General features: G+C 68.8%; 8 protein-coding genes. 4 read left to right on the top strand and 4 right to left on the bottom strand.

Annotation, left to right across the window (positions count from 1 at the left end; translation table 11 throughout):
• Positions 1-16: 16 nt before the first annotated feature.
• The gene (locus AC3WRV_RS04920) at positions 17-3,592 is read right to left on the bottom strand and encodes an ABC transporter permease/M1 family aminopeptidase (protein ID WP_492312369.1); all 3,576 of its coding nucleotides are present in this window, start codon (positions 3,590-3,592) and stop codon (positions 17-19) included.
• A gap of 5 nt (positions 3,593-3,597) precedes the next feature.
• Complete coding sequence (locus AC3WRV_RS04915) at positions 3,598-4,476, bottom strand: ABC transporter ATP-binding protein (protein WP_291836451.1); 879 nt, start codon at positions 4,474-4,476, stop codon at positions 3,598-3,600.
• A 165-nt stretch (positions 4,477-4,641) separates the two neighbouring features.
• On the opposite strand from AC3WRV_RS04915, the gene AC3WRV_RS04910 reads away from it, so the two are divergent.
• On the top strand, positions 4,642-6,456 hold the full coding sequence (locus tag AC3WRV_RS04910) for a type I secretion system permease/ATPase (protein WP_492312368.1): 1,815 nt from the start codon (positions 4,642-4,644) through the stop codon (positions 6,454-6,456).
• Positions 6,453-7,856, top strand: coding sequence for an HlyD family type I secretion periplasmic adaptor subunit (locus AC3WRV_RS04905; RefSeq protein ID WP_291836445.1), 1,404 nt, complete (start codon positions 6,453-6,455; stop codon positions 7,854-7,856). Before AC3WRV_RS04910 ends, AC3WRV_RS04905 begins: the two co-directional genes overlap by 4 nt.
• Before the next feature lie 99 nt (positions 7,857-7,955).
• Here the strand turns inward: AC3WRV_RS04905 and AC3WRV_RS04900 are convergent, their stop codons facing one another.
• The gene (locus AC3WRV_RS04900) at positions 7,956-10,070 is read right to left on the bottom strand and encodes a malate synthase G (protein WP_492312367.1); all 2,115 of its coding nucleotides are present in this window, start codon (positions 10,068-10,070) and stop codon (positions 7,956-7,958) included.
• Between the two features lie 256 nt (positions 10,071-10,326).
• Between AC3WRV_RS04900 and AC3WRV_RS04895 the strand changes: the two genes are divergently transcribed.
• Positions 10,327-10,959 (top strand): DUF1345 domain-containing protein, encoded by a 633-nt coding sequence (locus AC3WRV_RS04895; RefSeq protein WP_492312366.1) that lies wholly within the window; start codon positions 10,327-10,329, stop codon positions 10,957-10,959.
• 284 nt (positions 10,960-11,243) lie between these two features.
• Complete coding sequence (locus tag AC3WRV_RS04890) at positions 11,244-12,746, top strand: DEAD/DEAH box helicase (RefSeq protein ID WP_492312365.1); 1,503 nt, start codon at positions 11,244-11,246, stop codon at positions 12,744-12,746.
• Between the two features lie 80 nt (positions 12,747-12,826).
• On the opposite strand, the gene AC3WRV_RS04885 is transcribed toward AC3WRV_RS04890, so the two are convergent.
• Complete coding sequence (locus AC3WRV_RS04885; RefSeq protein ID WP_492312364.1) at positions 12,827-13,558, bottom strand: hypothetical protein; 732 nt, start codon at positions 13,556-13,558, stop codon at positions 12,827-12,829.
• Positions 13,559-13,651 lie beyond the last annotated feature (93 nt).

Raw genomic sequence — 13,651 nt, 5'->3', positions numbered from 1 at the left:
ACTCAACCGTTTCGCCCTAGTCCACCGGCCTGACGTTGTCGTCCGAGTTGCGGTCGATCCACTTGTTGTAGGGGTCAACGCCCACGAACGACGGCTTCTTCGTCGTGATGAAGCGCAGGGTCTGCACCCCGGTCCGGATGGGGCGGCGCTCCAGCAGGATGACGTCGCCCTCGTTGAAGCGGCCCTTGCCCGGCTCGGCGCTGAACAGGCCCACGTCGAAGCTTTCGTTCAGCGGCGCGTCGGTCTCCTTGCCCTGCCCGTCCGCGTACAGCTTGCGGGCGTCGACGGTGATCGTGACGTCCCAGCGGCCGTCGGCGCGGCGGGTCGCCGTCGAGCCGGTGGTCTTGACGTCATACAGGGTGATCTTTTCGAACAGGTCGGTGATCAGGGCCTGCTTGTCCGCCGGCGCCTCGGCCCGTAGGGCGGCCACGAGGTCCAGGGAGCGGGGATAGGGCGCGCCCTTGAAGGCGTATTGCGCCAGCACCCGGCGCAGGGCGCGATTGACCGCGTCCTCGCCGACCTGATCGCGCAGCAGGTACATGACCAGCCCGCCCTTCTGGTAGTGGATGTACTGCTGGTTCTCGTTGCGGAACAACGGCATCTCTTCCAGCCGCTCGGTGCCGCGCGAGCGCAGGTAGCGGTCCAGCTCGAACTTCAGGAAGCGGCGGATCTGATCCCGGCCGTACTTCTTCTCCATCACCATCAGCGCCGAGTACTGCGCCAGGGTTTCCGACAGGGTGGTCATGCCCTGCTGGTTGGAGCCGACGACCTGGTGCGCCCACCACTGGTGGCCGAACTCGTGCGCGGCGACATAGGTGACGTAGTCGATCTTGGTCGGGTCGCTGAGGTCGGCGATGAAGCCGAGCCCTTCAGACCAGGCGAAGGTGTTGGGGAAGGACTGGGCGTAGGACGCGTAGTCCGGGAACTCCACGATCCGCGCCTGATGGAACTGGTAGGGGCTGAAATTGGCCTGGAAGTAGTCCAGCGACGACTCCAGCGCATCCAGCATCCGGCCCACGTTGCGGGTGTGGGCGGGGTCGTGGAAGACCACCAGCTCGACCCCGTTGTGCTCGCGCCGGGTCTGGGCGTAGCGGGCCGACTGGATCGAGAAGAAGTTCAGCACCGGAGACTCGGTGACGAAGCGCGCCGTGCGGCGACCGTTGGCCGTGACGTCCGAGCGCTTGTCGCCGGGCGCGACCACGGTCTGGTCGGCGTCGGTCGTGACGGTGATGTCCGCCGTCACCCAGTCGGCGCCGATGTAGTTGTGGGCGCGGGCGCTTTCGTCTTCCAGCTTGGCCGGACGCAGCTCGGCGGGCAGGCCCAGCTTGCGGCGCTTGGCGCGGTCGGTCAGCAGGCCGCGGCGATCCATGCCGACCGTCGGCGTGAACTCGCCGTTGGTGACGAAGGTGCCGTTGTCGACCAGGCGGGTGGTGTTGCCGCTGTTCTTGAAGCCGCGCTGCTCCAGCACGGTCTCGAACTGCACGGTGCGGCGCTCGCCCGGCTGCATCGGGGTGTCGAAGCGATAGATGCGGTAGTCGAACTCCGGCCACTCGCGGGCGACCGTCGCGCCCTGCACGAGCAGTTGCTTCATCTCCAGGTCGTCGCTCCAGCGCAGGTGAACCTCGCGCAGGGGCTGGTCGGTCTTGTTCTCCAGCACATAGCTCCCGCGCGTGGTCAGCTTGGGCGCATGGGGATGCAGGTCCATGACCAGACGCACGTCCGAGACCGACGGCTGCGGCTGGGTCTCGTAGCGCAGCAGGGTCTTCTCGGCGTCGGCCTGAAGCCGCTCGGTCTGGCTGTCGGTGCGGTACTCGTTCCAGACGTTGGTGTTCGTGTAGATGAAGACGCCCAGGCCGACGAAGGCCGCCAGCGCCACGCCGCCGATCGCGCCCGCCGGGCCCATCAAACGGCGCGGGAAGCGCTTGAGACGCGGCCACAGCCGGGTCTCCGTACCGCGACGCCACAGACCGTAGGCGATGACCAGCAGCACCACCGCGAAGGCGGTCCAGTAGGCGTCCAGCCAGGCGTTGAACCCGGCGTAGTCGCCCGTGCCGTTCATGTCCGACAGCGGCACCCCGATGCCCCGGCCGTAGGCGTAGAGCACGTGGTCGAAACCGAGGTTGGACAGCACGATCGTCGAGATCATGTAGACGACCATGATCGCCCAGCCGACGAACTTGTTGGGCGACAGCGCCTGGACGAAGATCGCCAGCACGGCCAGCAAGCCGAAGCTCACGGCCTGCGGGATGACATACCAGAACAGGTATTTGCCCAGCTCGAAGTCGGTGTAGCCCTTGATGGCCTGAACGACGACGCCCGCCACCACGCCGATCAGGGCGGTGGAGATGAGCACCAGCGCCAGCGCCAGGGTCTTGGGAACCAGGAAGGTCCAGTCCGGGGTCGAGGTGGCGTCGATGATCTCGTGCACCTTGCGGTCCCGATCGCGCCAGACCAGCTCGCCCGAATAGTAGATCGCGATGACGATGGAGATCAGGCCGAAGGCGCCGGTCAGGCCGGTGATCGCCACGCGGGTGACCAGCAGCAGCGGCGCGCCGTAGATCTCGCCCATGAAGAACAGGGTCGCCACGGCGAAGGCGAAGCCCAGCAGGATCAGGACGACATAGGCGGGGCTCTTGAAGATCAGGGCCGTCTCGAAAGCCGTGCGCGAGACCAGCCGCGCCACGCCGCTGGCGAAGCCATGGCTCGGAGCCGGCAGGTCGCCCAGGGGCGCGGACACGGGCGCGGCGGCCTCGGCCAGCGCGCGCAGGCGCTCCTGCTTCTTCGGCTTCGCGCCCTTGGCGGCGGGACGGTAGAGCAGATAGGCGCCGGCCAGCAGGACCGCGCCGACCGCGACCCAGATGACCCGGTTCCACAGCAGCACGCCTTCCAGCGGCGGGTTCAGCGTGTTCCGCTCCGCCGCCGTCCAGTATTTGGTGACCAGCGAATAGGCGCCGCTGCCGAAGGGCTCGGCCCAGGCCAGGGCGGTTTCGAACTCGGGTTTCGTGCCCAGGGCTCCGGTGGTGCCCAGATAGACGATCAGGACCGCGACCACGCCGACATAGGTGGCCATCATCGACCGGGTAAGGGTCGCGAGAGTGAAGAACAGGGCCGAGGTCAGGAACAGGCCCGTCAGGCCGAAGACGCCATAGGCGTAGAGATAGTCCTGTGGCCGGAACGCGCCCACCGTCTCGGGATCGACCCAGGGCATCATCGTGCCCAGCAGGGTGCCGATGGAGATGCTGAAATAGCAGAGCGACACCGCCGCGAACGCGCCGAAGAAGCGGCCGTACAGATAGGCGCCCTTGGTGATCCGGGTGCTCTGGATCATCGGCCCGAAGCCGGTCTGGGTGTCCCGCGCCACGACGTTGGCCACGATGGCCGTCGTGGCCAGCATGAAGAAGACGTTGAAGATGATGTGGGCGACGGACAGCGCGTAGGGCGCGTTCTTGTGAACGTTGCCGCCCGATCCCAGCGAGACGTTGTCGCTGGCGACCGCGCCGAAGGCCAGCAGGCCGAAGACGATGGCGATGACCCAGAACGCCGGCTGGCGCAGCTGGTAGCGGAACTCGAAGCTCGCGATTTTGCCGAACATGGGGATCAGGCCGCGCGGCGGGTCTTGGCGACGGTCGCCAGATAGACATCCTCAAGGCCGCCGGGCGCGCCTTCGAAGCCGTCTCCCGGGTGGTTGTCGGCGAGGACGTGGATCACGGTCCGGCCCGCCAGCAGACGGGTCGAGATGACCTCGTAGCGCTTCTTGAAATCGGGCAACTCGGCCTTGTCGATGATCCGCTTCCAGATCCGCCCCTCCAGCGTGTGCTGCAGGTCGGCGGGGACGCCTTCCAGCTGGATCTTGCCGCCGGCCAGCACCGCCATGCGGGGGCACAGGTCGGTCACGTCGCCGACGATATGGGTCGACAGGATGACGACGACGTTCTCGCCCACCTCGGCCAGCAGGTTGAGGAAGCGGTTGCGCTCCTCAGGGTCCAGACCGGCGGTGGGCTCGTCGACGATGATCAGTTCGGGGTTGCCGATCAGGGCCTGGGCGATGCCGAAGCGCTGGCGCATGCCGCCCGAGAAGCCGGCCAGCGCCTTGCCGCGCACGGGCCACAGGTTGACCTGGTTCAGCAGCGCCTCGACCGTGGCCTTGCGCTCCCTGCCGTTGGCGATGCCCTTCAGCACCGCCATGTGATCGAGCATGTCGTAGGCCGAGACCCGCGGATAGACGCCGAAATCCTGGGGCAGGTAGCCGAGCACGCGGCGCAGCTTCTCCGGCTCGCTGATGACGTCGATGTCGCCGAAACGGATCGAGCCCGAGGTCGGGGTCTGCAGGGTCGCGATCGACCGCATCAGGGTGGATTTGCCGGCGCCGTTGGGTCCCAGCAGCCCGAACATCCCCTTGGGAATGGTCAGGCTGACGTCATCCAGTGCGCGAGTCCCGTTGCCGTAGATATGGGTCAGGTTCTCGATCGTCAGCATGCCACGCCCTCCGTGAAGGGCGGCACCCTGTCGCGCCAACCCTTTGGCGGCAAGTTAAACATGGGTCAGAAATGCGTTCGCTCAACCTATGCGCGGCGCCGCTATGGGATTGGCGTTCCACAGGTTAGAGTAGCGTCGTACTTCCCGCAGGACCCGACCCGACACGTGCTGAAAAACCTGCTGCCCAGCAAACCGGGAACGGAGCCCCTCGCCGAGGCGCTCATCGCGTGCCGCTCGCACTTCGTCTGGGCGGCGGTGTTCTCCGCGCTCGTCAACCTGCTCTATCTGACGCCGACCCTGTACATGATGCAGGTGTACGACCGGGTGGTGCCGACAGGCGGCATCCTGACCCTGACCCTGATCACCTGCGTGGCCGTGCTGGCCCTCGGTGCCCTGGCCGGACTGGACTGGCTGCGCGGACGGCTGATGCTGCGCGCCGGGCTGCGGCTGGACCGCATGCTGTCGGGCAAGGTGCTGCAGCGGGTCATGGACCTGCAGGCCAAGGCGCCCAACACCCAGGCCCTGCGCGAGTTCGACAACGTGCGCGGCGCCATCGGCGGCCAGGGCATGCTGGCCCTGTTCGACGCGCCCTGGACCCCGATCTACCTGCTGTGCTGCTTCCTGCTGCACCCGGCCATCGGCGTGCTGACGCTGGTCGGCGGCCTGACCCTGTTCACCCTCGCCTGGCTGAACGAGCGCGACACCCGCCCGCGCCTGAACCGGGCCATCCAGTCGCAGAACCACGCCTACGCCGCCCAGGAAGGGATCGCCGGCCAGGCCGAGGTGGTCCGCGCCCTGGGCATGCGCCAGTCCTCCATCGCCCGTCAGGTCGAGCAGCGCCGCCACGCGACGGCCGCCCAGGCCGACGCCCAGCTGGCCGGGGGCCGCTACTCCGGCGCGATCAAATTCCTGCGCCTGGTGATGCAGTCCGCCGCCCTGGGCCTGGCCGCCTATCTGGCGGTGAAGGGCGAGATCTCGCAGGGCTCCATCATCGCCTCATCGGTGCTGCTGAGCCGCGCCGTCGCGCCGGTGGAGCTGCTGGTGGGGGTGTGGCCCAACCTGGTCCAGGCCGTGGCCAGCTGGAAGACCCTGACCGAACTGTTCGGCGCCACCGCCTCGGTGGAGCGCGAGCGCACCGCCCTGCCCGACCCCAAGGGCCGGCTGCAGGTCGAGGCCGTGTCGGTGAAGTTCCCGGAGACCGAGAACCCGCAACTGCGCGGCGTCGCCTTCGCGCTGAAGCCCGGCGAGACCCTGGGCGTCGTGGGCGCCAGCGGCTCGGGCAAGACCACCCTGGCGCGGGTCGTCGCCGGCGCGCTGAAGCCCCAGGCCGGCGCGGTCCGCCTGGACGGCGCCGAGTATGAGGCGCGCGAGGGCGACGAACTGGCCCGCTGGATCGGCTATCTGCCGCAGGTCCCCAGCCTGTTCGCCGGGACCATCAAGGACAACATCTCGCGCTTCGCCACCGCCACCGGCGTCGATCAGGACACCGCCGACCGCGGGGCGGTGAAGGCCGCCATGCAGGCCGGCGCGCATGAGCTGATCCTGCGCCTGCCCAACGGCTACGACACCCTGCTGGGCCCGTTCGGCCAGGGCCTGTCCGCCGGTCAGGCGCAGCGCGTGGCGCTGGCGCGGGCGCTGTACAACGAGCCCGTCCTGCTGGTGCTGGACGAGCCCAACTCCAACCTCGACCAGGAAGGCGAGGCGGCGCTGATGCAGGCCATCCTCGGCGCCGCCGCGCGCGGCGCGGCCGTGGTCATCATCGCCCACCGCGCCGGGGTCCTGGCCCGGGTCGACCGGCTGCTGATGATGCGCGACGGCATGGTCCAGCTGGAAGGCCCGCGCGAGGAGGTGCTCGAGAAGATGCGCGCCACCACGCCGCGCGGCCCCGCCCCGACCGCGCCGCAACAGGCGCCGGGTCAACCTCAGCAAGCCCAGGGCCGGATCTCCAGCTCCGCCCAACCGCCGCGACGCAGCCAATGACCGACGCCACAGCGCCCCAGGACCCGGCCGCCCCCGCGCCGGAGACCGCCGCCGCGCCGCCGCCTCTCGCCCTGCCCGAAGCGCCGTCCGGTCCGACGGTCGTCGCCGACACGCCGCGGCTTGAGCTGTGGATCGGCGGGATCATCATCCTCGTCTTCTTCATCATCGGCCTGGGCTGGGCCGCCATCGCGCCGCTGGACGCCGGCGCCTATGCGGACGGCCAGGTCGCCGTCTCGGGCAACCGCCAGGCGGTGCAACACCGCGAGGGCGGCGTCGTCAGCGCCCTGCTCGTGGCCGAGGGCGACACCGTCCAGCGCGGCCAGATCCTGCTGCAGCTGTCCAGCGGCGAGCTGAAGGCCACCGAGCGCGGCGTGGCCAGCCAGGTCTACGCCCTGATCGCCCAGCGCTCCCGGCTGGTGGCCGAGCGCGACCGGATGGGCTCGATCCCCACGCCGCCGGAGTTCGCGGACCTGGCGCCCGAGGACGCGGCCCTGGCCCAGGAGTCGCTGCGCATCCAGCAGCTGCAGTTCGGGGCCCGCCGCACCGGTCGCTCGACCGAGACGGGCGTGCTCAGCCAGCGGATCGCCCAGCTGAACGACCAGATCGACGGCTATCAGCGCCAGATCGAGTCCAACCAGGAGCAGCAACGCCTGATCCAGGAGGAGCTGACCGGCATGCGCGGCCTGGCCGAGAAGGGCTATGCGCCGCAGACCCGCGTGCGGGCGCTGGAGCGCACCGCCGCCCAGCTGGACGGCGAGCTGGGCTCCCTGCGCGCCCAGATCGCCCGCTCGCGCGAGGCGGTGGGCGAGACCCGGCTGCAGATGGCCGGCGTGAACACCAAGATGGGCGAGGACGTCGCCGACCAGCTGCGCCAGATCGACGTGCAGCTGAACGAGCTGCGTCCGCGCATGATCGAGCTCCGGGCCCAGATCGCCCGCAACGAGGTTCGCGCCCCGGCCACCGGCCAGGTCGTCGGCCTGACCATCTTCACTCAGGGCGGGGTCATCCAGCCGGGGCAGACCCTGATGGAGATCGTGCCCAACGACGCCTCGCAGGTGATCGTGGCCAAGGTCACCCCCACCGACATCGACAACCTGCGCATCGGCCAGACCACCGAGGTCAAGTTCCCCGGCCTGCGCGAGCGCAACCCGCCGATCATCCACGGCACGGTGAAGAGCATCTCGGCCGACAGCTTCACGGTCGAGGAGACCGGCGCCAGCTTCTACCGCGCCGAGATCGTCGTCCCCGCCAACGAGCTGGCCAAGCTGGGCCGGGGCGCCGAGGTCCTGCGTCCGGGCGCGCCGGTGCAGGTGGTCATCCTGCTGCGCAAGCGGACGGCCCTGGCCTATCTGCTGGAGCCGCTGACGAACAACCTGTGGCGCTCGGGCAGCGAGCAGTAGGGCGAGGGACTAGGGGTTAGGGGTTAGGGGTTAGGGACTAGGAAGCCCCTATTGCTGGCTCACTTACTAACCTAGACCCTAGACCCTAGACCCTAGACCCTAGACCCTAGACCCTAGACCCTTCTTCTCCGCCCTGAACCGGTGCAGCAGCGGCTCGGTATAGCCGTTGGGCTGTTCGGTTCCCTCGAACACCAGGGCCCGCGCGGCCTGGAAGGCGAGGCTGGCGTCGGGGTTCGGGGCCATGGGCTCGTAGAGCGGGTCGCCTGCGTTCTGGGCGTCGACCTTGGCGGCCATCTTCAGCAGGGCGGCCTCGACCTGATCGGCGGTGCAGACGCCGTGCAGCAGCCAGTTGGCCATATGCTGGGAGGAGATGCGCAGGGTGGCGCGGTCCTCCATCAGGCCGACGTCGTGGATGTCGGGCACCTTGGAACAGCCGACGCCCTGGTCGATCCAGCGCACGACATAGCCGAGCAGGCCCTGGGCGTTGTTTTCCAGCTCCTCGGCGACCTCTTCCCCCGACCAGTTGCGGCCCTCGGCCAGCGGGGCGGTGAGCAGGGGTTCGAGACCGGGAACCGGCTGCGCCGCGATGGCCTCGCGCAGGGCGAAGACGTCGGTCTGGTGATAGTGGAGGGCATGCAGGGTGGCCGCCGTCGGCGACGGGACCCAGGCGGTGTTGGCGCCGGTCTTCGGATGCGCCGCCTTCTGCTCCAGCATGTCGGCCATGCGGTCGGGCGCGGCCCACATGCCCTTGCCGATCTGGGCCTTGCCCGACAGGCCGCACGCCAGGCCGATGGCCACGTTGCGGGCCTCATAGGCGCTGATCCAGGCGGAGGACTTCATCTCCGCCTTGCGCACCACCGGACCGGCCCGCATGGCGGTGTGGATCTCGTCGCCGGTGCGGTCCAGGAAGCCGGTGTTGATGAAGACCAGCCGGTTCGCGACCTGCTTCAGGCAGGCGGCGAGGTTGGCCGAGGTGCGGCGCTCCTCGTCCATGACGCCGACCTTCAGGGTCCAGCGGTCGAGGCCGAGAATGTCCTCGACCCGCCCGAACAGGTCATTGGTGAAGGCGACCTCGTCCGGCCCGTGCATCTTGGGCTTCACGATATAGATCGAGCCTTCACGGCTGTTGCGGAAGCGGCCCCGTCCCTTGAGGTCGTGGATGGCGGCGGCGGCGGTGACCAGGGCGTCCAGCACGCCCTCGAACACCTCGGACCCATCCGCCAGACGGACGGCGGGGGTCGTCATCAGGTGGCCGACGTTGCGCACGAACAGCAGCGACCGGCCCGGCAGGGTCACGGTCGAGCCGTCGGGCGCGGCGACGACCTTGTCCAGGTTCAGGGCGCGGGTCAGGGTCTGGCCGCCCTTCTGGAAGGTCTCGACCAGATCGCCCTGCATCAGGCCCAGCCAGTTGCGGTAGGCGGCGACCTTGTCGGCGGCGTCGACGGCGGCGATCGAGTCCTCGAGATCGACGATGGTCGAGAGCGCGGCCTCAAGCACCACGTCGGAAATCCCGGACGGGTCGGTCGCGCCGATGGGATGGGCGGGGTCGAAGACCACCTCGATGTGCAGACCATTGTGCCTGAAGACACGGCCCGCCCCCGTCTGGCCGACATACTGGCCGGGGTCCTTCAGGGCGATGCCGCCCGAAGGATCGCCGAGGTCGGCCCACGATCCCTGCGCCAGCGGCACGGCCTCGTCGAGGAAGACCTTGGCGCGGGCGACCACGCGGGCGCCGCGGGCGGCGTCATAGGGCCCGGGGGGCGGCAGATCGCCCAGGGCGTCCGTGCCGTAGAGGGCGTCATAGAGGCTGCCCCAGCGGGCGTTGGCGGCGTTGAGGACGAAGCGGGCGTTGAGCGCCGGCACGACCAGCTGCGGCCCGGCCAGGGTCGCCACCTCGGCGTCGACCCGGGTGGTCGCGATGGCGAAGGGCTCGGGCTCGGGGACCAGGTAGCCGATCTCGCGCAGGAAGGCGGCGGCGGCCGCCGGGTCCTGCGGCCGGCCCGCACGGTCGATGGACCACTGGTCGATCCTGGCCTGCAGGTCGTCGCGCACGTCCAGCAGGGCGCGGTTGCGGACGGCGGCGTGGGCGAACAGGTCGGCGGCGCCGGTCCAGAAGCGCTCGGCGGTGATGTCGAGGCCCGCGAGCACTTCGGCCTCGATGAAGTCGGCCAGTTCCTGTGCGACCTGAAGTCCGGCGCGCGGCGTCATCGACATGGGCGTCTCCCGTGGGGCGAGGCTGTAACATTCCGTGATGACGCGGGGGAAGTCGAGGGCCATTTCGCGGATGCGAAGGGATTCCGCACTGGGAAAAAAACGGGTGCGAAGAGCGCCAAAGTCGTGCGGATCGGAAACAACGAAAACGGGATGCCGTGCGAGATCGTCCATCTTCGCACGCCGGTACGTCAGGAACGGACGCGTCTCACCGCCCCATCGCCTTGAACGGGCGATGGAGAGGTGATGCAGTGTCCCCATGACCTGGCTCCGCCTCCACTGGCCTCTCGCCGTACTGATCCTGATCGCCGCGTCGGGCGTGCTGTGGCCGGTGTCCGGAGGCTGGCTGTCGCGGATCGCGCTGGCGTGGGACATCGGCGTCGGCCTGTTCCTGATCGAGAGCGCCGTGAAGGTGATCCGCACCCGGTCGGCCGATGCGATCCGCAAGCGCGCCTCGGCGCTGGACGAAGCGGGCCCCGCCATCCTGCCGCTGGCCCTGATCGCGGCGGTGGCCAGCGTGGTCGTGGTGGTCGGGGAAGCGGCGCAGGGCGGCGGCGGGCCCGCTATCCTGGCCCTGGTCACGGTCGTGCTGTCGTGGCTGTTCGTGCACGTGATCTTCGCCTTCCACTACGCCCACGTCTTCTATTCGGCGGGCGACAAGGGCGACCGCGGCGGCCTGCTATTCCCGGGCGACGACCCGGAGCCCGACTACTGGGACTTCCTGCACTTCTCCCTGATCATCGGCGTCGCCTCGCAGACAGCCGACGTGCAGATCACCGACCGGGGCGTCCGCCGCACCTCGACCGTGCACAGCCTGGCGGCCTTCGTCTTCAACACCGTGGTGGTGGCCCTGACGGTCAATATGGCGGTGGGGCTGCTGGGCGGATCCTGAGCCTCACGCCTTGACTTGAACACCTTTGCAGGCCATTTGCCCGCTGCACCGCACCATTTGCGGTCTCCGGCGTCTCCAGCGCGTGTGGGTCTTCCTCCCCGAAGATCTGACTGTAGCAGCCGCCGGCTCCTCAAGATTCATTCGCTGCCCGGACACGCGGGGCGGCGCCCGATCCACCCCGAAGGTCTCACGCTTGAGGCCCTTATCGGGACTGGCGGTGCGCGGCCCTGACGGCTTACGAGCCATGGCTGATGCGCGTCGCCGCATGCGAAAGAAACCGCTCCGTGAGCAACAATACCTTTGAATCCATGGGCCTGAATCCGGCCCTGCTGCAGGCGCTGACCGCGGAAGGCTACACCACGCCGACCCCGATCCAGCAGAAGGCCATCCCGGACGTCATGGCCGGCAAGGATCTGCTGGGCATCGCCCAGACGGGCACCGGCAAGACCGCCGCCTTCGCCCTGCCGATCCTGCACCGCCTGGCGGCCAACCGCGTCGCCCCCCTGCCCCGCACCACGCGCTGCCTGGTGCTGTCGCCGACGCGCGAACTGGCCACCCAGATCGGCGAGAGCTTCAAGGCCTACGGGAAGCACCTGGGCTTCCGCGTCGCCGTGATCTTCGGCGGCGTGAAGTACGGCGGGCAGGAACGCTCGCTGAACCAGGGCCTCGACATCCTGGTCGCCGCCCCGGGCCGCCTGCTGGATCATATCCAGCAGAAGAACCTGGACCTGTCGGCGACCGAGATCTTCGTCCTGGACGAAGCCGACCAGATGCTGGACCTGGGCTTCATCAAGCCGATCCGCCAGATCGTCAGCCGCATCCCGGCCAAGCGCCAGAACCTGTTCTTCTCGGCCACCATGCCGTCGGAGATCGGCAAGCTGGCCGGCGAGCTGCTGAAGGACCCGGTCAAGGTCCAGGTGACCCCGCAAGCCACGACGGTGGAGCGGATCAACCAGTCGGTCATCCACATCGAGCAAGGCCGCAAGCGCGCCCTGCTGACCGAGATGTTCAGCGATCCCGAGTACACGCGCTGCCTGGTCTTCACCAAGACCAAGCACGGCGCCGACAAGGTCGCGGCCTATCTGGAAGCCGGCGGCGTCGAGTCCGGCGCCATCCACGGCAACAAGTCCCAGCCGCAGCGTGAGCGCACCCTGGCCGCCTTCAAGGCCGGCAAGCTGCGCGTTCTGGTCGCCACCGACATCGCCGCCCGCGGCATCGACGTGGACGGCGTCTCGCACGTGCTGAACTTCGAACTGCCGCACGTGCCGGAAGCCTATGTGCACCGCATCGGCCGGACGGCCCGCGCGGGCAAGGACGGCTCGGCCATCAGCTTCGTCGCCGGCGACGAGATGAAGCTGCTGCGCGACATCGAGAAGGTGACCCGCCAGAAGATCCCGTCGAGCGACCGCCGCAATGACAAGTCGCTGGCCCTGCTGGACCAGTCGATCATGGCGTCGGGCGTGAAGTCCAAGGCGACGATGCCCGACGACGGCCGCGGCGACCGCCAGCAGCAGCGCGGCCCGCGCAACCCGCGCCGCGACGGCGTGAAGCTGGAAGGCGGCGGGCAACCGCACCGCGTCCGCAAGCCCGGCCCGGGCCGCGAGGCCCGTCCGACCCCGGAACGCGCCTTCGACCCGATGGCCCGCGACCGGCCGCGCACCACCAACAACGACCCGCGCCACACCAGCGCTCCGGCCCACGAGCCGAAGCCGGTCGGTGAAATGAAGCGCCGTCCGCGTCGCCGGAAGCCGTCGAACGGCGGCAAGGGCTACGCCGCCAAGGCGTAAGCCGGACGACTGAAAAGACAGAACGCCCGCCGGAGCGATCCGGCGGGCGTTTTACTGGGGTTGAAGCATCAGCGGCGGCCCTAGCCACCAGATGACGGTGCGACCGCCCGACCTTCTTCCGCCCTGACCGCTTCTGACTTCGCCTGCCGGACCTGATCCATCACCTGGCTGGTGATCGAGGGTCTGGGGTTCGGCAGCAGGCCCAGCTTGACGGCCACTCCGCCGAGGAACCCGGGAAGGGCCATGCCGCCCAGAACCCCGACGAGCAGCGACGCCATCGCCTTGAAGAACAGCTCGCCCAGATTCGCGTCCTGCCACTCCGGCCGCAGGCTGTCGGAGACCGCGCTCCACAGGTTCCAGACGACCACCGGCCCGACCACGATCATGATCCCGACCAGAAGGGCGCCGAACCAGTTGGCCGGCTCGCTGATCTGACGCTTCACATCGTTCTCGAAGATGCGTGACGCGCCGGTAGAGTGATTGATGACGCCGACAGGGTTGGGATCGTCGTCTTGCCGCGTGCCCACATACAGCACCGACACCCGATGGCCGCTGCGGAAGCCGAACCCCGCGTTGGTGGCGTTCGCCTCAAACTCGCGGCCCCCGTCCTCCTGAACGAAGAAGCGGGTCAGTTCCGACGCACTTGAGGAGACGACCGTGTCGTTGTGGACTTGCCCCGTTCCGATGTCGCTTCGCGAGGTCGTATGGGCGCTGATGTGGGTGCGTTGCGATGTCTGGCTGTCGAGAACGGTCCCGGTTCGCACCGTGACGCGGGCCTCGTCGATTGATCTGATCTTTGCTGATCCCGTCATGCCTGCTCGTCCGGCTCCGGCGCTTGTACGACAACCTCTGCCGCAAGGTGATCGGCTTACGACAGAAAATTCAAGCCCGGATTGCAGTGATAT

The sequence above is a fragment of the Brevundimonas sp. EU05-FHT14B11 genome (assembly GCF_058790835.1).
The sequence above is the reverse complement of the archived record's forward strand: the minus strand, read 5'-3'. Positions and strand labels throughout refer to the sequence as shown.